General features: G+C 69.4%; 19 protein-coding genes and 1 other RNA gene. 8 read left to right on the top strand and 12 right to left on the bottom strand.

The features are described 5' to 3' along the window. Positions 1 to 90 precede the first annotated feature (90 nt). Complete coding sequence (locus Q344_RS0118405; protein ID WP_028288064.1) at positions 91 to 516, top strand: tellurite resistance TerB family protein; 426 nt, start codon at positions 91 to 93, stop codon at positions 514 to 516. 116 nt (positions 517 to 632) lie between these two features. Further along, a complete protein-coding gene (locus tag Q344_RS26725) occupies positions 633 to 767 on the top strand; it encodes a hypothetical protein (protein ID WP_268238626.1) in 135 nt (44 codons plus the stop codon). A gap of 4 nt (positions 768 to 771) precedes the next feature. On the opposite strand, the gene dacB is transcribed toward Q344_RS26725, so the two are convergent. The 3 genes from dacB to Q344_RS24405 form a co-directional block, all read right to left on the bottom strand. Further along, the gene (dacB, locus tag Q344_RS0118395) at positions 772 to 2,232 is read right to left on the bottom strand and encodes a D-alanyl-D-alanine carboxypeptidase/D-alanyl-D-alanine endopeptidase (RefSeq protein ID WP_308423345.1); all 1,461 of its coding nucleotides are present in this window, start codon (positions 2,230 to 2,232) and stop codon (positions 772 to 774) included. A 41-nt stretch (positions 2,233 to 2,273) separates the two neighbouring features. After that, positions 2,274 to 2,870: a nicotinate-nucleotide adenylyltransferase gene (locus Q344_RS0118390; RefSeq protein ID WP_028288062.1), complete on the bottom strand. Its 597-nt coding sequence runs from the start codon at positions 2,868 to 2,870 to the stop codon at positions 2,274 to 2,276. A gap of 134 nt (positions 2,871 to 3,004) precedes the next feature. Beyond that, entirely contained in the window at positions 3,005 to 4,177 is a 1,173-nt protein-coding gene (locus Q344_RS24405; protein WP_229669165.1) for an AI-2E family transporter, read from the bottom strand. Positions 4,178 to 4,284: 107 nt separating this feature from the next. Here Q344_RS24405 and ettA point away from each other — a divergent pair, with 107 nt between their 5' ends. Continuing rightward, the gene (gene ettA, locus Q344_RS0118380) at positions 4,285 to 5,940 is read left to right on the top strand and encodes an energy-dependent translational throttle protein EttA (protein ID WP_028288061.1); all 1,656 of its coding nucleotides are present in this window, start codon (positions 4,285 to 4,287) and stop codon (positions 5,938 to 5,940) included. Positions 5,941 to 5,964: 24 nt separating this feature from the next. Here the strand turns inward: ettA and Q344_RS0118375 are convergent, their stop codons facing one another. The 3 genes from Q344_RS0118375 to Q344_RS0118365 form a co-directional block, all read right to left on the bottom strand. After that, on the bottom strand, positions 5,965 to 6,756 hold the full coding sequence (locus Q344_RS0118375; RefSeq protein WP_028288060.1) for a 3'(2'),5'-bisphosphate nucleotidase CysQ: 792 nt from the start codon (positions 6,754 to 6,756) through the stop codon (positions 5,965 to 5,967). Further along, positions 6,743 to 8,092 carry a TldD/PmbA family protein gene (locus tag Q344_RS0118370; RefSeq protein ID WP_028288059.1) on the bottom strand — a complete coding sequence of 450 codons (1,350 nt, stop codon included), beginning with the start codon at positions 8,090 to 8,092 and terminating at the stop codon, positions 6,743 to 6,745. Before Q344_RS0118370 ends, Q344_RS0118375 begins: the two co-directional genes overlap by 14 nt. Before the next feature lie 124 nt (positions 8,093 to 8,216). Continuing rightward, on the bottom strand, positions 8,217 to 9,758 hold the full coding sequence (locus Q344_RS0118365) for a hypothetical protein (RefSeq protein ID WP_028288058.1): 1,542 nt from the start codon (positions 9,756 to 9,758) through the stop codon (positions 8,217 to 8,219). Positions 9,759 to 9,894: 136 nt separating this feature from the next. Here Q344_RS0118365 and Q344_RS0118360 point away from each other — a divergent pair, with 136 nt between their 5' ends. The 3 genes from Q344_RS0118360 to ypfJ all read left to right on the top strand — a co-directional run bounded on the left by Q344_RS0118360 (position 9,895) and on the right by ypfJ (position 12,282). Continuing rightward, positions 9,895 to 10,650 carry an SDR family oxidoreductase gene (locus tag Q344_RS0118360; protein ID WP_028288057.1) on the top strand — a complete coding sequence of 252 codons (756 nt, stop codon included), beginning with the start codon at positions 9,895 to 9,897 and terminating at the stop codon, positions 10,648 to 10,650. Then, on the top strand, positions 10,647 to 11,258 hold the full coding sequence (locus Q344_RS0118355) for an enoyl-CoA hydratase/isomerase family protein (RefSeq protein WP_028288056.1): 612 nt from the start codon (positions 10,647 to 10,649) through the stop codon (positions 11,256 to 11,258). The genes Q344_RS0118360 and Q344_RS0118355 overlap by 4 nt, the downstream gene beginning before the upstream one ends. A 163-nt stretch (positions 11,259 to 11,421) precedes the next feature. Continuing rightward, a complete protein-coding gene (gene ypfJ, locus Q344_RS0118350) occupies positions 11,422 to 12,282 on the top strand; it encodes a KPN_02809 family neutral zinc metallopeptidase (protein WP_028288055.1) in 861 nt (286 codons plus the stop codon). 24 nt (positions 12,283 to 12,306) lie between these two features. Here the strand turns inward: ypfJ and rsgA are convergent, their stop codons facing one another. From rsgA to Q344_RS0118340, 3 genes are all read right to left on the bottom strand, one after another. Further along, complete coding sequence (gene rsgA, locus Q344_RS0118345; protein ID WP_156954749.1) at positions 12,307 to 13,347, bottom strand: ribosome small subunit-dependent GTPase A; 1,041 nt, start codon at positions 13,345 to 13,347, stop codon at positions 12,307 to 12,309. A gap of 88 nt (positions 13,348 to 13,435) precedes the next feature. Continuing rightward, positions 13,436 to 13,532, bottom strand: an RNA gene (gene ffs, locus Q344_RS25365) — signal recognition particle sRNA small type. Between the two features lie 68 nt (positions 13,533 to 13,600). Further along, on the bottom strand, positions 13,601 to 14,299 hold the full coding sequence (locus Q344_RS0118340) for a COQ9 family protein (RefSeq protein ID WP_028288053.1): 699 nt from the start codon (positions 14,297 to 14,299) through the stop codon (positions 13,601 to 13,603). Positions 14,300 to 14,412: 113 nt separating this feature from the next. Here Q344_RS0118340 and rpsU point away from each other — a divergent pair, with 113 nt between their 5' ends. Then, positions 14,413 to 14,619, top strand: coding sequence for a 30S ribosomal protein S21 (rpsU, locus tag Q344_RS0118335; protein ID WP_005614280.1), 207 nt, complete (start codon positions 14,413 to 14,415; stop codon positions 14,617 to 14,619). 78 nt (positions 14,620 to 14,697) lie between these two features. On the opposite strand, the gene Q344_RS24400 is transcribed toward rpsU, so the two are convergent. Then, the gene (locus Q344_RS24400) at positions 14,698 to 16,098 is read right to left on the bottom strand and encodes an MATE family efflux transporter (RefSeq protein WP_051630831.1); all 1,401 of its coding nucleotides are present in this window, start codon (positions 16,096 to 16,098) and stop codon (positions 14,698 to 14,700) included. 100 nt (positions 16,099 to 16,198) lie between these two features. On the opposite strand from Q344_RS24400, the gene Q344_RS0118325 reads away from it, so the two are divergent. After that, positions 16,199 to 16,648, top strand: coding sequence for a winged helix-turn-helix transcriptional regulator (locus tag Q344_RS0118325; protein WP_028288052.1), 450 nt, complete (start codon positions 16,199 to 16,201; stop codon positions 16,646 to 16,648). A 76-nt stretch (positions 16,649 to 16,724) separates the two neighbouring features. On the opposite strand, the gene Q344_RS0118320 is transcribed toward Q344_RS0118325, so the two are convergent. Together Q344_RS0118320 and Q344_RS0118315 are read right to left on the bottom strand one after the other, a co-directional pair. Continuing rightward, positions 16,725 to 17,279: a flavodoxin family protein gene (locus Q344_RS0118320; protein ID WP_028288051.1), complete on the bottom strand. Its 555-nt coding sequence runs from the start codon at positions 17,277 to 17,279 to the stop codon at positions 16,725 to 16,727. Between the two features lies 1 nt (position 17,280). Further along, positions 17,281 to 18,867, bottom strand: a complete 1,587-nt coding sequence (locus tag Q344_RS0118315) for a GMC family oxidoreductase (protein ID WP_028288050.1) — start codon at positions 18,865 to 18,867, stop codon at positions 17,281 to 17,283. Positions 18,868 to 19,030 lie beyond the last annotated feature (163 nt).

Here is a 19,030-nt window from a genome sequence, read left to right as displayed (position 1 = left end):
CCGGGACTCACCGGGGACAGGGGCGCTACCTATTGCCCGCCTCGCGCCGGGTCAATATTCTGCGCTGCAACACATGTGACGAGGATCCCCATGACCGAGACCGAAACCCACAGCCTGACGGCCCAGGACTGCCTCGTCGCTCTGATGATCGCGGTCTCCCTGTCGGACGAGAACGTCCGCACGATGGAGCTGGTCAAGATCGAGGACGCGGTGAACACCCTGCCGATCTTCGGGCATTACGACACCGACCGCATCCAGACGGTGAGCCAGATGGTCATCGACCTCTTCTCGGAAGAGGACGGGCTCGACGCGCTCTTCGGCCTGATCCGGGAAAGCCTGCCGGCGCGGCTGTTCGAAACGGCCTACGCGCTCTGCTGCGACGTCGCCGCGGCGGACGGCGTGCTGCGCGAGGCCGAGCTGCGGTTCCTCGAGGAAGTGCGCTACGAGCTGGAGCTTGAACGGCTCGTCGCGGCGGCCATCGAACGCGGCGCCCGGGCCCGGCATCTTACCGAATAGGCAGAAACCGGCGCTTTCAGGCCACGGCGGGCGGATTTCTGCAAGGTCGGGAAAACCCGAATTGCCGCAATGTCCGGCGCGGCGCAGAGTGGGAGCATCCATTTTCCGGTGCTCCCATGACCCGCATGCATTTCCTGATCCTCGCGACCCTGGCGCTCTGCGTCCTGCCCATCCTCGGCACGCTCACCGAAAGCCCGGCGCCGCGCCACGCGGTGCAGATCCCGGCCGAATTCCAGATCCGGCACTTCTGAGGCGTCAGCGATAGGTTTCCGACCAGCGGTCGATGAGGTCCTGCTGCAGGATCTTCGCCCGGCCGTTCCAGGCCATCATCCCCGGCGGCCGTTCCCGTTCGTGATCGCCGAGCGCCTCGCGCCGGGGCACGTCGGCACAGAAGATCGCGAAGACGAGCTCCTTGCCGCCCGGGCCGGTGATGTAGCCCGCGAGCCCGCTCACGAAGTTCAGCGTCCCGGTCTTGGCGACCACCTTCGTCGGGCTGTTCGGCAGCGGCCGGCGCTGCTTGTCGCGCATCGTGATGGACTTCAGGATCGGCCTGAGCCGCTTCTGCGAGATCGGGTCCGCCAGAACGCGCATCATCGCGTCGGCCATCACCCGGCTGTCGCCGCCAAGGCCCGAATGATCCACCACGGCCACGCCGTCGGTGCGGAACTTGTCCGAGAGCCAGCCGCTCATCGTGGCAGCGGATTCGACCAGGCTGGCGGTGCCCGGGTTCAGCTTTCGGCTGGCGCTCATGCCGACGCATTCGGCGGTGATGTTGGTCGAATGATAGAGCATGTCCTCGAGGATCTCGACCAGCGGCCCGCTCTCGAAACTGGCGAGCACCTCGCCCTCGGGCGGCAGCTCGGCCAGCTCGGCCTCCTTCAGCACGATGCCATGCGCCCGCGCGAGGATGCCGAACACCTCGCCCGCGTAGAGCTCGGGCTTGAAGATCGGCAGCCACCGCGACCCGCCCTTGCCGAGCGCGCCGTCCGCCACCGTCCAGCGGTCGCGGTCGTCGCGGTCCTCGTAGGTATAGACGGGTCCCGCGCGGTCGGCGACCTGCATGCTGGCAACCGTCACGTCGGGGCGGTACTTGCCGGTGCGGGCGTCCATGGTGACGTCCCACTTCCCGCTCTCGCGCTTCCATTCGAAATGCACGCGGTTGAAGTTCAGGTTCAGTCCCGAGACCGCCGGGCTGTAGGCCACGTGATCGGGCTGTTCGACGTCGATCGTCGGCACGAAGGGCAGCGCGCCCCCGTAGACGAGGAACCGGCCCGCGACCTCGGTCACCCCGGCCTCCTTCAGCCTGGTGGCCAGCGTGCCCAGCCCGTCGGTGTCGAGCGTCGGATCGCCGGACCCGAAGAGCACGAGGTCACCGTCGAGCCGGCCGTCCAGGATCGGCCCGGTGGCCAGCAGGGTGGTTTCGAAGCGATGGTCGGCCCCCAGGACCTCGAGCGCGTAGACCGAGGTCAGCGCCTTGCAGACGCTCGCGGGGGGCAGCGCGACACGCGTGTCCTGCCCTTCGAGCGTCAGGCCGCTTTCGGCATCGGCGACGACATAGCCCACGCGTCCGGTCAGCCGCGCCTTCTCGACCAGCGACTCGGCGGAGGGGGCGGTGCTCTTGCCCAGGTTCGACGGACGGGCCCGCGGCCGCAGGGAATCGACCGGGCCCTCTGCCAGTGCGGAACCGGCCAGCGCGGCCAGTGCGCCTCCCAGCAATGCGCGCCTCGTTACACGGGTCCCCGTCGTCTCCGCCATGCTCACCACTTCCCTTTACGTCGCAATTCCGTGGAGGATAGTGCGACCATCGGCACATTCACGAAACACCAGCTCGGCGCGTCGCTTCGCCCGAGCCGGCCTGCCATCCGGGCGGGCATCCGGGCGAAATCGTAGACCCGGGCCGCCTTGGACATCCGGGCCGAGATCCTCTGCCCCGGCCGGGCCAGAACACCCACGGGAATGTTCTCCATGATCCATCGCCACTCCTGCCACCTGTCCAGCTGCGCGAGGTTGTCGGCCCCCATAAGCCACACGAACCTCACACCCGGGTAAAGGCGCCGGAGCGCCCGCAGTGTCCGTGCGGTATAGCGCGTACCGATCCGGGCTTCGATATCGGTGACCTTCACATTCGGATGATGGATGATGTCGCGCGCCCGCGCCAGCCGTTGCTCCATCGGGGCGGGGCCGTTCGCCTTGAGCGGGTTGCCGGGGCTCACCAGCCACCAGATCTCGTCCAGCGCGAAACGCTTCAGCGCCTCGCGGGTGATCATCGCGTGACCGTCATGGGCCGGATCGAACGATCCGCCGAGAAGACCCACCACCTGTCCGGCGCGGGCATGGGGAAATCCGCTACGCATGTCAGCGATCTAGCCGATGCCGTACGGGAAGGAAAAGGGGGGCGTTCCGATACCACGATTGCAGAAGCCGCCGCCGGCGGGCCCGATCGGTCGGGATCACCGGCGGGGCATCCTGCATCCGGCCGCGGGCAGGCTCAGCCATTGCCCTCGGATGGGCCCGTCACGGCCATCGGATCGTCGCGCCCGGACAGGAAGGAGCCGAACACCTCGAGCGAAGGCACGTTGTCGCAGACCACCTTCAGGAAGACGAGGAACGGCACCGCCATCAGCGCGCCTGCCACGCCCCAGATCCAGGCCCAGAACACCACGGCGATGAACACCACCGCCGCGTTAAGCTTGAGGTGGCGCCCGACGAGCATCGGCGTCAGCATCTGCCCCTCGAGCGTGGTCAGCCCGAGATAGGCGAGCGGCGGGATCAGCGCGTCGCCCAGCGTGTCGAAGGTGACGAGCGAGACGGCCGCGCAGAGGATCACCCCCGTCAGCGCGCCGATATAGGGCAGATAGTTCAACAGGAAGGCCGCCGCGCCCCAGAGATAGGCATAGGGCATCCCGAGCAGGTAGAGCACGCTGCCGACGGCGAGCCCGAGGCTCGCGTTGATCACGGTGATCGCACCCAGATAGCGCGAGATCTGGCGTTCGATGTCGTTCGAGATCCGGAGCGCGCGCTTCTTGTCGGTCAGCGTCGGCAGCGCCTCGACCATCTTGCGCTGGTACATGTCGCCGGCTGCCAGCAGGAACATCGACAGGATCAGGGCGATGAGCAGCGAGGATCCCAGCCCCGCCAGCGAGGACAGCGCCCGCGTCAGGATCCCGGGATCGTCGTTGACCACGACCCGCTGCTGTCCGTCCGCCGCGCCCTCGTCCCCGCCGCTGGCGAAGTTCTGCATGTCTTCCGAGGCCTGCTGCACCTTCTCGATATGGTCCTTCACGCTGTCCATCTTCTCGCGCAGCTCGAAGCGGATGCGGGGCACCTCGTCCATCAGATCGCCTGCGGGGCCGCTGAGGAAGTAGACGGATGTTCCCGCGAACAGGCCGAACGCGAAGACCAGCACGATGGCCGAAACCGGCGCGGGCACGCCCATGCGGCCGAGGCTGCGCACCACCGGGGACAGGGTGAGCGCGATCAGGAAGCCCAGCACGATGGGCATGATCACCACCTCGGCCAGCGAGATCGACCAGAAGAGAAGGAGAATGAATATTCCGGAGAGCAGGTATTCAACCCGGCTGAGACCCGACCGTTCGGCCAATTCCGTCGTCTCCTCGTTCCCGCTTTCGCTGGTCTGTTGCTGGCTAGTGGCGTCCATCATCTCGTAACACTCCGCTGCACAGGCGGTTCCCGAGGAAAGCGGGAATGTCGGATTGCTACCGACCGCCGTGGCCCTTATCTAGCGCGCAACTGAACAAGGAGGATTCCATGGCCGCCTATCAATACGTCTACCACATGTCCGGCGTCTCCAAGACCTACCCGGGTGGCAAGAAGTGCTTCGAGAACATCCATCTCAACTTCCTGCCCGGCGTGAAGATCGGCGTGGTCGGCGTGAACGGCGCCGGTAAATCCACCCTGCTCAAGATCATGGCCGGCTGGGACAAGGACTTCCAGGGCGAGGCCTGGCACGCCGAGGGCGCCAAGGTCGGCTACCTCCCGCAGGAGCCCGAGCTCGACCCCAGCCTCGACGTGCGGGGCAACGTCATGCTGGGCGTGGCCGAGAAACAGGCCAAGCTGAACCGGTTCAACGAACTGGCGATGAACTACTCGGACGAGACCGCCGAGGAGATGGCCCAGCTCCAGGACGAGATCGACAGCCAGAACCTCTGGGATCTCGACAGCCGCGTCGACATCTCGATGGAGGCGCTCCGCTGCCCGCCGGACGATGCCGACGTGACGACGCTCTCGGGCGGTGAGAAGCGCCGGGTCGCGCTCTGCAAGCTGCTGCTCGAGGCGCCGGACATGCTGCTGCTCGACGAACCGACGAACCACCTGGATGCCGAGACGATCGCCTGGCTCCAGCAGCACCTGATCGACTACAAGGGCACCATCCTCTGCGTGACCCACGACCGGTATTTCCTTGACGACATCACCGGCTGGATCCTCGAGCTGGACCGCGGCCGCGGCATTCCCTACGAGGGCAACTATTCCGCCTGGGTCGAACAGAAGGCCAAGCGGCTTGAACAGGAAGCCCGCGAGGACAAGGCCAAGCAGAAGACGCTGGCCCGCGAGCTCGAATGGATGCGGCAGGGCGCCAAGGCCCGGCAGGCCAAGCAGAAGGCCCGTATCTCGCGCTACAACGACCTCGCCGACCAGTCCGAGCGCGAGCGCGTCGGCAAGGCGCAGATCGTGATCCCGAACGGCCCCCGCCTCGGCGGCAAGGTCATCGAGGTCGAGAACCTGCGCAAGGCCATGGGCGACAAGCTCCTGATCGAGAACCTGTCCTTCTCGATCCCGCCCGGCGCCATCGTCGGCGTGATCGGCCCGAACGGCGCCGGCAAGACGACGCTCTTCCGGATGCTGACCGGGCAGGAGAAACCCGACGAGGGCACGGTCGAATTCGGCGACACGGTGAAGCTCAGCTACGTCGACCAGTCCCGCGACGACCTGAACCCCAACGACAACGTCTGGGAAGCGATCTCGGACGGGCAGGACATCATCGCGATCGGCGACGCCGAGGTGAACTCCCGCGCCTATTGCGGGGCGTTCAACTTCAAGGGCGGCGACCAGCAGAAGAAGGTGAACCTGCTGTCGGGCGGTGAGCGCAACCGCGTCCACATGGCGCGCCTGCTGAAGGACGGCGGCAACGTGCTGCTGCTCGACGAACCGACCAACGACCTCGACGTGGAAACGCTCCGCGCGCTGGAAGACGCCCTGGTCGATTTCGCCGGCTGCGCCGTGGTCATCTCGCACGACCGCTTCTTCCTCGACCGGATCTGCACCCACATGCTCGCCTTCGAGGGCGAGGCGCATGTCGAGTGGTTCGAAGGCAACTTCGAGGATTACGAAGAGGACAAGAAACGCCGGCTCGGCCCCGATGCGCTGGAACCGAAGCGGGTCAAGCACAAGAAGTTCAGCCGCTGAGGCGCGGATATCGTCCGGGCGGGTTCACCCCCGCCCGGCAGACCCGCCGAGCCCGGACAGGAGCCCCTCGTGCACCCGGGCGCCGGCGGCCAGCACGCCGCTCACCTGCGGATGCGGGTTGTTGAACCGCAGTGCCGCGCCCGTCCGGTCGCTGACCGCGGCGCCCGCCTCGCGCAGCAGCAATTCCCCCGCCGCGATGTCCCATTCCCAGCTGTCCCGCAGCGTCAGCATGGCATCGAAGCGCCCCTCGGCCACCAGGGCGAGGCGATAGGCCAGCGACGGACGGTAGGCCCGCGTCACCGGCGGCACCCCGCCCGGCCAGTGCCGCGCGTCATAGGTGGGCTTTGCCGCCAGCATCGTCGCGCCCGAGAGCGTCTCGCGCGCCGAGGCCCGGATCGGCCGGCCGTTCAGCCGCGCCCCCTGCCCGCGCGCGGCGGCATAGAGCTTGCCCTTCACCGGGAGGTAGACGACCGCCGCCGTGACCAGCCCGTCCTCGACCACCGCCAGCGCGTGCGACCAGCTTTCGCCGCCCGCGATGAAGCTGCGCGTGCCGTCGATCGGGTCGATCACGAAGACCTGCCTGCGGTCCAGCCGCTCCGGGTCGTCGACGCTTTCCTCGGACAGCCAGCCGTATCCCGGCCGGGCGCCGCGCAGGCGCTCTTCCAGCATGGCGTTCACGGCAAGGTCGGCCTCGGTCACCGGGCCCAGCCCGTCGGGCTTGTCCCATGTCTGCGGATCGCGCCCCGCGAAGCCGAGCGCGATGCGGCCGGCCTCGCGCGCGGCCTCTTCCAGAAGCGTCAGGTCAGCTTCCGGCAAGCGTCATGCCTTCGATCAGCAGCGACGGCACCACGTGGCTCAGCCAGGGACGCGCGTCGTTGGCGGGCGTCATCGACAGGAACATGTCCCGCAGGTTGCCCGCGATGGTGATCTCGTTCACCGGATAGGCGATCTCTCCGTTCTCGATCCAGAGACCGGCCGCCCCGCGCGAATAATCCCCGGTGTTGGGATTGATCGTGGACCCGATCATCGAGGTCACCAGCAGCCCCGTCCCCATGTCGCGGATCAGGTCCTCCCGGCTCTGCGTGCCCTGCGTCAGCGCGATGTTCCAGTTCGACGGCGAGGGCGGCGCGGAGAGGCCGCGCGCGGCGTTGCCGGTCGGCGTCATGCCGAGCTTGCGGGCACAGGCGAGATCCAGCGTCCAGCCGGTCATCACCCCGTCCGCGACGATCTCGCGCCGGGCGGTGGCCAGCCCCTCGCCGTCGAAGGGCCGCGAGCCTCCGGTGCGCAGGCGGTGCGGATCCTCGATGACCGACAGGCCCTTCGGCAGGATCTGCCTGCCGAGATCGCCGCGCAGGAACGAGGCGCCGCGGCTGATCGCCTGCCCGTTCACGGCGCCCAGCAGATGGCCGATGATCGAGCCCGATATCCGTTCGTCGAAGAGCACCGGGTAGGCCCCGGTCTTCGGCTGCCGCGCGCCGAGCCGCGCCACCGCACGCTCGCCCGCGCGGCGCCCGATGTCCTCGGGGCTGCGCAGGTCGGCGGCGTAGATGCGGCCGTCGTGATCGTAATCGCGCTCCATCCCGGCGCCCTCGCCGGCCTGCGCGGTGCAGGACCAGGAGGTCGAGCTGCGTTTCATCGCGCCGCGGAAGCCGTTGGAGGTGACCAGCACCATCTCGCTGGACCCGTAGCCCGCGGCGGCCGATTGCACCTGCGTGACCCCGGACACCTCGAGCGCCGCCGCCTCGGCCGCCAGCGCCGCCTCTTCCAGCGTCGCGGGCGCGGGTTCCGGGGCGGGATCGAAGAGATCGAGATCCGGGATGTCGCGGGCCAGCTGGACCGCGTCCGCGAGCCCGATATAGGGATCCTCCGGCGCTTCCCGGGCCATCGCGACGGCGCGTTCGGCCATCGCCTGCATCGTCTCGGCCCGGATGTCCGAGGCCGAGACGCAGGCCTGCCGCTGGCCCAGGAGCACCCTCAGGCCGATCTCGACCCCTTCGGCCCGCTCGGCATGTTCCAGGACGCCCCCCCGCACATCGACCGAGACCGAGGCGCCGCGGCGCACCACCGCGTCCGCGGCCCCTGCTCCGGCAGAGGCCGCCGCGTCGAGAAGGGCCGAGGCGATCTGGTCTAGGTCGGGGCTGGATCGGGTCATGCTGGTGCTCCGTTCAGGGTCCATTGCACGTAGCCCGCCACGGCCCCGAGAGCAAGCGAGGGCACCCGAACGCAGACGCCCGCGCCAGGTGGCGCGGGCGTCCGGATCGTCTCGGAGGGCGCCCTCAGCGCAGCGGCATCGGCATGCCGTTGACCGAAAGCTCGCCCTGCTCGGACAGCTCGATATCGGCCTCGAGGTCGTCCGGACCGTTCACCGGCTTGCCGAGCTGCGAGAGCATGCCCGCGCCCATCATCGCCTGCGCCGGCGGGACGAGCCCCATCTGGCTGAGCGTGTTGAGCAGCCCGACGACGCCGGTCATGCGGATGTTGGCGGTGCCGAAGACGTTCGGCCCCTGCCCGAAGGGGCTGGTCGCCTCGTTGTCGACATCGAGGTCCGCCGTCGCGCCGATCTCGGCGCCGAGGCCCCGGACCGTCAGCTTGTCGAGCTTGAGCGTCTCGATCTCGCCGGGGGTGCCGCCGGTCTCGCCGAGCTGCTCCATCGCCGCCTCGTCGGTCACGTCGACGAAGAGCCGCCCGGTGCCGCTGAGCGCCAGCTCGACCGTCAGCGGGTCATGCGGCAGCCCGTTCTGCGGATCGGCCATCGCCCAGATCTGATCCGGCAGGGCCAGTTCGTTGACCGTCAGCGAGAGGCCGAAGTCCTGCGGCTCCTCGGTCTCGGACAGCGGCATGGCAAGCTGCAGGCCAAGCTCGTTCGCCGAGACGTCCACCGGGAAGGGCATCTCCGAGCCGGAGGCGCTCATCGACACGCCCGAGGCGAGGATCTGGTAGACCAGCCGCGCCGCGTCGATCGTGAAGACGAAGCTGCCGCCGTCGGAGGAGCTGCGGTAATCGAAGGAGCTCTCGGCGTCGCTGTAGGCCAGGTCGGTCTGGCCGCCCGAGTAGTTGAGCGTGGCGTTGGCGGAATAGCCCGCCTCCATCGCCGCGGCCATGTCGGAGATGTCGACACCCTCCGGCACGTGCCCGCCGCCGGTGGACGAGATGCCCTCGAGCGATCCGCTCATCTTGATGGTGCCGGAGCTGTCGGGTTCGGGATTGGCGATGTCGACGTTGTAGCTCAGCCCCTCGGCATCCAGCCGCTGTTCGACCGTGTAGCCGTCATCCTGTGCGATCGTCGCGGTCCCCGTCAGGCCGTTCAACGTCAGTTCGATGGTGCCCAAATCGACCGGCTCTCCGCCCCGCTCTAGGTTCGCGAGCGAGACCCCGGCGCTGTCGGCGGCGAAGGTGTAGTCGATGTCCTCCGGGGTGCCCGACGCGACCAGCGAGAAGTTCTCGGTCGTCTGCAGGAGCTCCAGATCGACCGGGTCCTCGTCGGGCGCCTCGACACGGACGTCGATGGTCTGGCTGGGCGCCATGTCGAACAGCACCGTGCCGTCGCCCTGCCCGGTCAGGATGTATTCGGGGATGGTGACGGTGAAGGAGGTCTCGTCCTCGTCCATCTCCATCTTCAGCACGATGTTGCTGAGCGTGAGCGTGTCGCCCGAGCTCTGCTCATCCGCGCTCACCTCGTAGCCCGCGCCGGTCAGGTAATCCTCCAGCTGGGTCCAGAGTTCATCCGGCGTCAGCGCGAGACCCGGCGAGGCGAAGACGGCAAGCGTCGCGGCCGCGGACGTGCGGCGCAACACATTCCAATTGTGCGGTTTCGTCATCGAACTGACTCCCTTTCGAAAAGCCCCCATACCTTCAAGTCTGGCGAAAGGGCGGTCAAGTCGAATGGGGTGGACCGCGCCCCGGGTCCCGGACTACGACTCGCGCAAAGCATGCGCCAGAAAGGGACGGGACGCTATGACCGACATGACAGGCAAGGTCGTGATGATCACCGGCGCGAGCCGGGGCATCGGAGAGGCCGCCGCGCGGATATTCGCCGAGGCCGGGGCGCGGGTCGTCCTGCTGGCCCGGGGCCGCGAACGCATCGCGGAAATCGCAGGCGAGATCGGCGAAGCCGCGCTCGCCATTCCCTGCGACATTTCGCGCTACTGGGAGGTCGAGACGGCGGTGCGGTCCACCGTCGAGACCTTCGGACGGCTCGACGTGCTGATCGGCAACGCGGGCGTGCTGCAACCGATCGACCATCTCGAGACCGCCGACCCGGACAGCTGGGGCCACGTCATCGACGTGAACCTCAAGGGCGTCTTCCACGGCGTGCGCGCGGCGATGCCGGTGATGCTGGCCGCGGGCGGCGGGACGATCCTCAACGTCTCCTCCGGCGCGGCCCATGCGCCGCTCGAGGCCTGGAGCGCCTATTGCGCCTCCAAGGCCGGGGCGGCGATGGTGACGCGCTCCGCGCATCTCGAAGGCGCGGACCGCGGGCTGCGGGTGATGGGCCTCTCGCCGGGCACCGTGGCGACGCAGATGCAGCGCGACATCAAGGCTTCGGGGATCAACCCGGTCTCCAGGCTGGAATGGGAGGATCACATTCCCCCCGAATGGCCCGCGAAGACGCTGCTCTGGATGTGCTCGCCCGATGCCGACGAATTCCTCGGCCAGGAGCTGGCACTGCGGGACGAGACCGTCCGCCGCAGGGCAGGACTGATCGCATGATCGCGGTCGATCGCGGGGCCGAAGGTCTCTGGACGATCACGCTCGACCGGCCCGACAAGGCCAATTCGCTGACCGCGGAGATGCTCGAGACGCTGGCCGAGGCCGCCGAGTCGGCGCAGGCGGCGCGCGCGGTCGTGCTGACCGGCACCGGCAAGGTGTTCTCGGCCGGGGCCGATCTCGAGGCGGCGAAGGCGGGGCTGGCCGTCTCGCCGCTCTGGGAACGGCTCTCCACCGCCATCGCGGCGCTGCCGGGGCTGTCGGTCTGCGCGCTGAACGGGACGTTGGCGGGCGGCGCCATGGGCATGGCGCTGGCCTGCGACATCCGCATCGCGGTGCCGGGGGCGAAGTTCTTCTACCCGGTGATGAAGCTGGGCTTCCTGCCGCAGCCCTCGGACCCCGGGCGGCTGGCGGCGCTGGTCGGCCCGGCACGGGCGCGCCTGATCCTGATGGGCGGGCAGAAGATCACCGCCGAGGAAGCGCTGGCCTTCGGGCTGATCGAGCGGATCGTGGAGCCCGACGCGCTGATCGGGACGGCGCGGGAGATCTGCGCCGACACGCTGGCCGCGAAACCCGAGATCGCGGCGGGGATCAAGGGGATGTGCTCGTAGCGCCGAGGTTTCGCCGCCCTTGCGACCGCACCGCCTCGGGCTCGGGCCGCCGGGTCCCGGGCCTGTCCGGGCCGTACACGGCTCTCCGTCCGTCGCAGGGAACGCCACTGGCCTCCACGGGTTAAGGCTGTATCATCCAGCGACCCTGGCCGGGAGACAGCCAATGAGATTGAGAGGCGTGCGCCGCAGCAGCAACGTGGAAGACCGGCGCGGCATGCGCTCGGGCATGCGCGGGATCCCGATCGGCGGGGCCGGCGGGATCGGCATCGGCGGCCTGCTTCTGGTGCTGGCCATCGCCTTCTTCACCGACATCGAGCTGACGCCCTATGTCTCGGGCAACGGCGGCACCGCGGGGGCCTACGTGGACAGCGAGCTCACCCCCGAGGAGGAACAGGCCGCCGATTTCACCCTGCGCGTCCTCGCCACGACCGAGGACGTCTGGGGCGAGGTCCTGCAGCAGCAGGCGGGCATGGCCTATGACCCGCCGGTTCTGGTGCTCTTCTCCGCAGTGACGCAGAGCCCCTGCGGCGGCGCCTCCGGCGCGACCGGCCCGTTCTACTGCCCGCTCGACGAGAAGGCCTATCTCGACCTCGACTTCTTCGCGACGCTCGCCCGCCAGCTGGGTGCGCGGGGCGATTTCGCGCAGGCCTACGTGGTGGCGCATGAGGTCGCACACCACGTCCAGAACGAGATCGGCATCCTCGACGACGTCAACCGCGCCCGACAGGCGATGAGCGAACGCGAGGCCAACGCCCTGACGGTGCGGCTGGAGTTGCAGGCGGATTGCCTGTCCGGCGTCTGGGCCGCGCATGTCGAGGGGCTGCTGGAGGCCGGCGATCTGGACGAAGCGCTGAACGCGGCGATGCAGATCGGCGACGACACGCTGCAACGCCGGTCCGGACAGGTGCCGCATCCCGAGAGCTTCACCCACGGGACGAGCGCACAGCGCGCCGGATGGTTCAAGCGCGGCTTCGACAGCGGCGAGATGCAGTCCTGCGACACCTTCGCGGCAGAGCGTCTCTGAACGGGCAGCGAGCGGCCCCCGCCCCTAATCCTCGAACTTCGCCCGTCGGCTGGCCGATTGCACCCGCTTGTGGAAGCGCGTCATCTTCCTGCCGCGGGCGCGGCTCTCGGACAGCGTCTCGCTCGCCTGCCGGTCCTCGGCCTTGAGCTTGCGCCAGCGGGCGAGGCGTTCGGGATCGAGCTCGCCTGCCTCGACGGCCGCACGGACGGCGCAGCCCGGCTCGCTCTCGTGGGCGCAGTCGCGGAACTTGCAGGCCTCCGCCAGCTCGGTGATCTCGGCAAAGACCGTGTCGATGCCCGAGGCGGCATCGAAGACCCCCATCTCGCGCATCCCGGGCGTGTCGATCAGCCAGCCGCCCGCCAGCGTGCGGTGCAGCGACCGCGACGTGGTGGTGTGGCGGCCGCGGGCATCGTCCTCGCGGACGCCGCCGGTGGCCCGGTCGGTGCCGCAGAGCGCGTTGGCCAGCGTCGACTTGCCGGTGCCGGACATGCCGATCAGCGCGACCGTCCGGCCCGCACCGCACCACGGGGCGAGGGCCTGAACCACCTCGGGCGCCTTGGCGTTGAGCGCGATGGCCTCCACGTCCCGCGCGGCCGTGCGGGCCGCCGCGAGATAGGGCGCCGGATCGGTCGCGAGGTCGGACTTGGTGATCAGGATCACCGGCTCGATGCCGGCCTCGTAGGCGAGCGCAAGCGCCCGCTCCAGCCGGGGCAGCGAGAAATCGTCGTTGCAGGAGGTCGTGATGAAGAGCGTGTCCACGTTCGCCGCGATCAGCTGCGGCCGGGTCTCGATCCCCGCCGCCTTCCGCGCCAGCTCGGTCCGGCGGTCGAGAAGGCGCAGGACCCGCTCCGCCCCGGGCTCGATCAGCAGCCAGTCGCCCACGGCCACGTCGCCCGCGCCGATCTCGGAGGGCAGCACCAGCCCGCGGGGGCCGGTCCCTGTCAGAACGGAGAGCCGGTCGCGCTGGATCTCGGCGACGCGTCCGGGGGTCAGGGCCTCGGCCTCTTCGGGGGACAGCTGGGACAGGAAATGCGCGGACCACCCGAGGTCCAGCAGGCTCGGCATCGGGGCGGTCATCTGCGAGGGGGGCGCGCGCTGGTCATCCGCGCGATATTACGCGAGGTCCGGGGCAGCGGCAATCGGGGATGGGTGGGGTGAGAGGCTGGACAACGACCCAAGCGGGACTCGTTACGGCTGCTTCCTTCCGGACCTGACCGGGTTGGCGAGGCACTTGCCCGCGCCAACCTCTCAAGGGGCCATATAGGGGCCATGACACGGATTCGCAACCCGTCCGCAGGCCACCCCGCCCTGCGCCGTCTCAGCCCGTCCGGCCCGGCATGCCGCCGCGCCGCTTCGGCGCCCGGATGGTGCCCAGAACGGCCATCGGACCGGCCATCAGCGCGGCAGTCAGCCGGTTCGCCTTGAGATCGGCCTTCACCTTCTCGATCTGCATCACGCCATCGATTCGCCGGTCGAGGAAGTCCCAGGTCGCGGCATGGCCCGGGCTGTCGTCGCCCAGCCAGTAGAGCACGGTCGAACCGTAGACCCCGGACAGCGTCATCCGCTTGGTGTACCAGTTCACGTCGTCCGAACTGTCGCCGAGCGCGGTCCAGATCGCGTCCGCCGTGCCCCAGAGCGCCTTCGTGCCCTCGCCCGCGTTCTGCGGCAGGGCGAAGAGCGTCATGCCGCGGCGCACGAATTCGCGGTCCCCGGCCGCTTCCAGCCGGAACCGGACCGCCCGGGCGATCCGGTCGCGGAACCGAAGCGCGGTGAGGTCGGCCTGTTCGAGCTTGCGCAGCATTTCCGCGTCGCCTCGCCGGTGATAGGCCAGCGCCATGTCGAGCGCGCCGCGGGGATAGAGGGCCCGCGCGAGCCCGGCATCGATGCCGGCATCGGCGCGCGCGGCCTGGAAGGTCGCCTCCGACCAGCCGTCGAAGGGCACATGGGGCAGCGCGGCGTCGAGCAGCCGCTCCGCGGGGTCGGGCGCCGGGGTCTGGGTGGCGGTGGCATCGGTCATGGGGGCCTCCGGGTCTGATGTCCTTGCACTGGACAAATAGGGCGCTGCTTGGTAGAACGCCACTTCCTGCAAATTCTCTTGCAACTCTAACCTAGGAAGGTGGTGACAACCACATGCAGGTCTCTGTTCGCGACAACAACGTCGATCAGGCGCTCCGCGCCCTGAAGAAGAAGCTCCAGCGCGAAGGCGTGTTTCGGGAAATGAAGCTCAAGCAGCATTTCGAGAAACCCTCCGAGAAGAAAGCGCGCGAGAAAGCCGAAGCGATCCGCCGCGCCCGCAAGCTGGCGCGCAAGAAGGCGCAACGCGAAGGTCTCCTCTGAGAGCTTTCCTTCGGAACAGAACGTTACGTTCGAGACGACCCCCGTGGCCCAGCCCCGGGGGTTTGTCGTTTCCGGGGGTCAGCGTGCGGCTGGCCGCGCCGCGGGCAGGTCGGGCCGCCAGTCCCCTTTCAGCACCGCCAGCGCCGTCAGCAGCCCGTATCCCACCATCGCCACCGCGATCACCGCGTAGAGCGCGCCCAGCGTGCCCCCTGCGCCGATCACGACGACCCCGCCTGCGACGACGACCGCGAGCCGGGCAGAGGCCGCCATCACCGGCCAGAAGACACGCCCCGCCCCCTGGCTCGCGAAATAGAGCGCCAGGCCGATGGCGAGGAAGCCGTAGAACGGCGTGACGATCCGCAGGTAGCCCTCGGCCGAGGCATGGACCGGCCCGGCAAGATCGTCGAGGAAGAGGCCCAGCCAGAGGTCGGGCATGATGGCGACGGCAAAACCGATGCCCGCCACCAGCGCGGCGGCCATCCCGGCCGCGGTCCAGGCGACCGTCCGGGCGCGGGGGACGTTGCCGGCCCCGATGTTGGTGCCGACCATGGCGGTCGCCGCGGTGCCGAAGCCGAAGGTGATCGGGATCATCAGGAACTCGAGCCGCGCGCCCAGCCCGTAGCCCGCCAGCGCCTCGGCCCCGAAGCGGGCGACGAAGCCGGTGACGACCAGGGTGGTCAGGATGGTCTGGACCGGCGACAGCGCGGCGACCATCGCGACCCGCAGGATCGCCCCGAAGAGCGCGCGGGCCGGGCGCAGGTCGGCGAAGACCGGGAAGCCCAGGCCACCGGCGGCGAAGTAGAGCAGGATCAGGATCGTCACCACCCCGTGCCCGGTGAGAAGGCCCAGGGCGAGCCCCGGCACGCCGAGCGCGGGCAGCGGCCCCCAGCCGAGCGCGAAGGCGCCCGAGCAGGTGGCCGAGATCACCGACATCGCCACCAGCGAGAGCGACGGCAGCAGCATGTTCCCGGTGCCCCGCATGACCGAGGCCGAGATCTGCGAGAGCCACACCAGCACCGCGCCGGGGAAGAAGACCGCGCCCCAGGCCAGCGCATCGTCGAGGATGTCGCCCCGCCCGCCGAGCGCGGTGAAGATGCCCGCTCCGAAGCTCAGGAAGACGACGGCGAGCACCGCCCCGGCCATCACCGCGATCATCAGGGCGTGAAACGCGATGCGGCCCGCGCGGGTCTCGTCCCCTGCGCCGAGCGCCCGGGCGACGGCGGCCGAGGTCGAGCCGCCGAAGGCGCCCCCGGCCAGTGTCTGGGTCAGCATCACGAAGGGAAAGACCAGCGCGACCGTGGCCAGCGCCTCGACCCCCAGCAGGGCCGCCCATGTGCCCTCGGCGACCGAGACGAGGACGGTGGCGAGCATCCCGATCACGTTGGGCGCGGCAAGCTTCGCGAGCGTGCCCGTCACCGGGCCGTTCAGCATCGCGTGGGCGCGCTTCAGGCGGCGCGCATTGGTGTGGGACTGGGTCATGGGGGCCTCGGGATGGGTCTCGGGTCCAGTAAGTTCCAAAAGGGAACCCAAGGCAAGAAAATTCCTTTTCGGAACCCACTCGGCGCATTAGGTTCCGTCCATGCGGTGGAACGAGCTTCAGAACGAGACCTGCCCGGTGGCGCGCGGCCTCTCCGTGGTCGGCGACCGCTGGACGCTGCTCGTGCTGCGGGATTGTTTCCGGGGCCTCAGGCGGTTCGAAGAGCTGCATGAGAGCCTCGGGATCACCCGCCACGTGCTGTCGGACCGGTTGAAGGGGCTGGAGGCGGCGGGCGTGCTGGAACGGAGGCAGTACAGCGATGCGCCGCCGCGCCATGAATACCGGCTGACGGACAAGGGCCGCGACCTCTACCCGGTCCTCATCGCGCTGATCCGCTGGGGCGAGACGCACCAGCCGCGCGCGGACGTGCCCGATTTCACCTTCCGCGACCGCCACACCGGCGCGGTGATCGAGCCGGTGCTGACCGACCGCCGGACCGGGCGCGAGATCGACCCGCGCCAGGTCTCGGCCAGCCGCGAAGACACCGGCTGAGCCGTCGGGACATCGCGCAATCCGGCCCGCGGCCGCCGCGCCGGTCACATCCCGGCGAGCGGCGCCGAAACGGGCGTCAGTCTTGCGACCAGCGCCTCGCGGCGCGGGCCATCCGCGCACCGTAATGCCGGGCGGAGCTTTCGCAGCCCTCGGTCAGCCCGCCCTCGCCATCGGAATTCACCGCCAGCCCCAGGAAGGTGCCCGAGACGTTGAGGCCGCGGTTGCCCTCGATCACCGGGGCGCCGATGACGTCCTGACCGATCCAGACCATGCCCTGCTGGGCGGCGAAGATCGACAGCGCGTGCAGGGTCGCCAGCTTGTCGCCGCCGGTGTTCACGCCGCTGGTGAAGCCGCCCGCCAGCTTGTCGAGCCACTGGCGCTTGACGAAGATCGCAGAGCCGGTGGCGTCCATGAAGGCTTTGAACCCCGCCGCCGGGCCGCCCATGTAGGTCGGCGTGCCGAAGATGATCGCATCGGCCTGCGCCAGCGTTTCCCAGCCGGCGTCACCGATCTTCGAGACGTCGATGAGGTCGGCCTCGACCCCCTCGGCGCGGCTGCCGTCGGCGATGAGCTGGGCGGCAAGGGTGACCGAGCCGGAGCCGGACCAGTGGGCGATGGCAAGACGGGGCATGTCAGGCGCTCTCCTTGAGGATCATGTCTGCGGCCTTCTCCGCGATCATGATCGTCGGAGCGTTGGTGTTGCCGCTGGTGATCGCGGGCATGACACTCGCGTCCACCACGCGCAAGCCCCCGACCCCGCGCAACCGCAGCTGCGCATCGAGGGGCGCCGCGTCATCCGCGCCCATGCGGACGGTCGAGACCGGGTGGAAGATCGTGGTGCCGACCTCTGCGGCGGCCTTGGCGAGCTCCGCGTCGCTCTCGTGTGCGGGACCGGGTTTCATCTCCTGTGGCGCATAGGCTGCGAGCGGCGCCTGCGCCATGATCCGGCGGGTCAGGCGGATCGCGTCGACGGCGGTGCGGCGATCGCCTTCGGTCGAGAGGTAGTTCGGCGCGATCCGCGGCGCCTCCAGCGGATCGGCCGAGGCGATCTCGACCGTGCCGCGGCTTTCGGGGCGCAGGTTGCAGACCGAGGCGGTGATCGCCGGATAGGCATGGAGCGGCTGCCCGAAGGCGTCGAGCGAGAGCGGCTGGACGTGGTATTCCAGATCCGGCGTCGCCAGCCCCTCGCGCGAGCGGGTGAAGGCCCCGAGCTGCGAGGGCGCCATCGACATCGGGCCCCGGCGGCGGAAGGTGTAGTCCATGCCGATCAGCGCCTTGCCCCAGAGCGAATTGGCCAGGGTGTTGAGGGTCTTCGCCCCGGTCAGCCGCCACGACAGGCGAAGCTGGAGATGGTCCTGCAGGTTCCGCCCCACGCCGGGCATGTCGCGGAGCACCTCGATGCCATGTGCGCGGAGCAGCTCCGCCGGGCCGAGGCCCGAGAGCTGGAGGATCTGCGGAGAGCCGATGGCGCCGGCGGAGAGGATGACCTCGCGCGCCGCATGGGCGGTCACGACCCGGCCGTCCCGAAGGTATTCGACGCCGGTGGCGCGGCCCTCGCTCAGGATGACGCGGCGGGTGTGGGCCTCGGTCTCGACCTTCAGACCGGGCGCCCTGGCGGTGCGCAGGAAGGCCTTGGCGGTGTTCATCCGCCAGCCGTTCCGCTGGTTGACCCTGAAATAGCCCACGCCCTCGTTGTCGCCGGTGTTGAAATCCTCGGTGCGCGGGATGCCCGCCGCCTCGGCCGCCGCGATCCAGTCGTCGAGGAGCTGCCAGTGCAGGCGCTGGTTCTCGACCCGCCATTCGCCGCCCTGGCCGTGGAACTCCGACCGGCCGTCGACGTAATCCTCGGATTTCAGGAAATACGGCAGGACGTCGTCCCAGCCCCAGCCGGTCAGGCCCGTCTGGCGCCAGCCGTCGTAATCCGCGGCCTGGCCGCGCAGGTAGAGCATGCCGTTGATCGAGGAGCAGCCGCCGAGGATCCGGCCGCGCGGATAGAGCAGGCTGCGGCCGTTCAGCCCCGGCTCGGGCGCAGTCCGGAACATCCAGTCGGTGCGGGGATTGCCGATGCAGTAGAGATATCCCATCGGGATGTGCACCCAGTGGTAATTGTCCCTGCCCCCGGCCTCGAGCAGCAGGACGCGGTGGCCCGCCTCACCCAGGCGTTTCGCCAGCACGCAACCCGCGCTGCCGGCGCCGACGATGATGTAATCCCAGCTCATGTGGCTCCTCCCGAGGGGGATCATCGCGGGCGGACGGGCGGATGTCTATGGGCCAGGGGTTGCGCCGGGCGGGGCCCGTCGCGCCGGAGGGGGGCTGTCTGCCCCCCTCTTGGCCTGCGGCCAATTCACCCCCCGAGGATACATGGACCAGAGGAAGGTGGGG

Origin of the sequence: Pseudooceanicola nanhaiensis DSM 18065, from assembly GCF_000688295.1 — a bacterium.
Lineage (GTDB): Bacteria > Pseudomonadota > Alphaproteobacteria > Rhodobacterales > Rhodobacteraceae > Pseudooceanicola > Pseudooceanicola nanhaiensis.
The sequence above is the reverse complement of the archived record's forward strand: the minus strand, read 5'-3'. Positions and strand labels throughout refer to the sequence as shown.

What these genes read in the sequence shown, in the direction of transcription:
- Q344_RS0118405 (WP_028288064.1), top strand. Translation starts at nt 91, where the DNA reads ATGACCGAGACCGAAACCCACAGCCTGACGGCCCAGGACTGCCTCGTC.
- Q344_RS26725 (WP_268238626.1), top strand. Translation starts at nt 633, where the DNA reads ATGACCCGCATGCATTTCCTGATCCTCGCGACCCTGGCGCTCTGCGTC.
- Q344_RS0118390 (WP_028288062.1), bottom strand. Translation starts at nt 2,870, where the DNA reads ATGCGTAGCGGATTTCCCCATGCCCGCGCCGGACAGGTGGTGGGTCTT.
- Q344_RS24405 (WP_229669165.1), bottom strand. Translation starts at nt 4,177, where the DNA reads ATGATGGACGCCACTAGCCAGCAACAGACCAGCGAAAGCGGGAACGAG.
- ettA (WP_028288061.1), top strand. Translation starts at nt 4,285, where the DNA reads ATGGCCGCCTATCAATACGTCTACCACATGTCCGGCGTCTCCAAGACC.
- Q344_RS0118370 (WP_028288059.1), bottom strand. Translation starts at nt 8,092, where the DNA reads ATGACCCGATCCAGCCCCGACCTAGACCAGATCGCCTCGGCCCTTCTC.
- Q344_RS0118365 (WP_028288058.1), bottom strand. Translation starts at nt 9,758, where the DNA reads ATGACGAAACCGCACAATTGGAATGTGTTGCGCCGCACGTCCGCGGCC.
- Q344_RS0118360 (WP_028288057.1), top strand. Translation starts at nt 9,895, where the DNA reads ATGACCGACATGACAGGCAAGGTCGTGATGATCACCGGCGCGAGCCGG.
- Q344_RS0118355 (WP_028288056.1), top strand. Translation starts at nt 10,647, where the DNA reads ATGATCGCGGTCGATCGCGGGGCCGAAGGTCTCTGGACGATCACGCTC.
- ypfJ (WP_028288055.1), top strand. Translation starts at nt 11,422, where the DNA reads ATGAGATTGAGAGGCGTGCGCCGCAGCAGCAACGTGGAAGACCGGCGC.
- rsgA (WP_156954749.1), bottom strand. Translation starts at nt 13,347, where the DNA reads ATGCCGAGCCTGCTGGACCTCGGGTGGTCCGCGCATTTCCTGTCCCAG.
- Q344_RS0118340 (WP_028288053.1), bottom strand. Translation starts at nt 14,299, where the DNA reads ATGACCGATGCCACCGCCACCCAGACCCCGGCGCCCGACCCCGCGGAG.
- rpsU (WP_005614280.1), top strand. Translation starts at nt 14,413, where the DNA reads ATGCAGGTCTCTGTTCGCGACAACAACGTCGATCAGGCGCTCCGCGCC.
- Q344_RS24400 (WP_051630831.1), bottom strand. Translation starts at nt 16,098, where the DNA reads ATGACCCAGTCCCACACCAATGCGCGCCGCCTGAAGCGCGCCCACGCG.
- Q344_RS0118325 (WP_028288052.1), top strand. Translation starts at nt 16,199, where the DNA reads ATGCGGTGGAACGAGCTTCAGAACGAGACCTGCCCGGTGGCGCGCGGC.
- Q344_RS0118320 (WP_028288051.1), bottom strand. Translation starts at nt 17,279, where the DNA reads ATGCCCCGTCTTGCCATCGCCCACTGGTCCGGCTCCGGCTCGGTCACC.
- Q344_RS0118315 (WP_028288050.1), bottom strand. Translation starts at nt 18,867, where the DNA reads ATGAGCTGGGATTACATCATCGTCGGCGCCGGCAGCGCGGGTTGCGTG.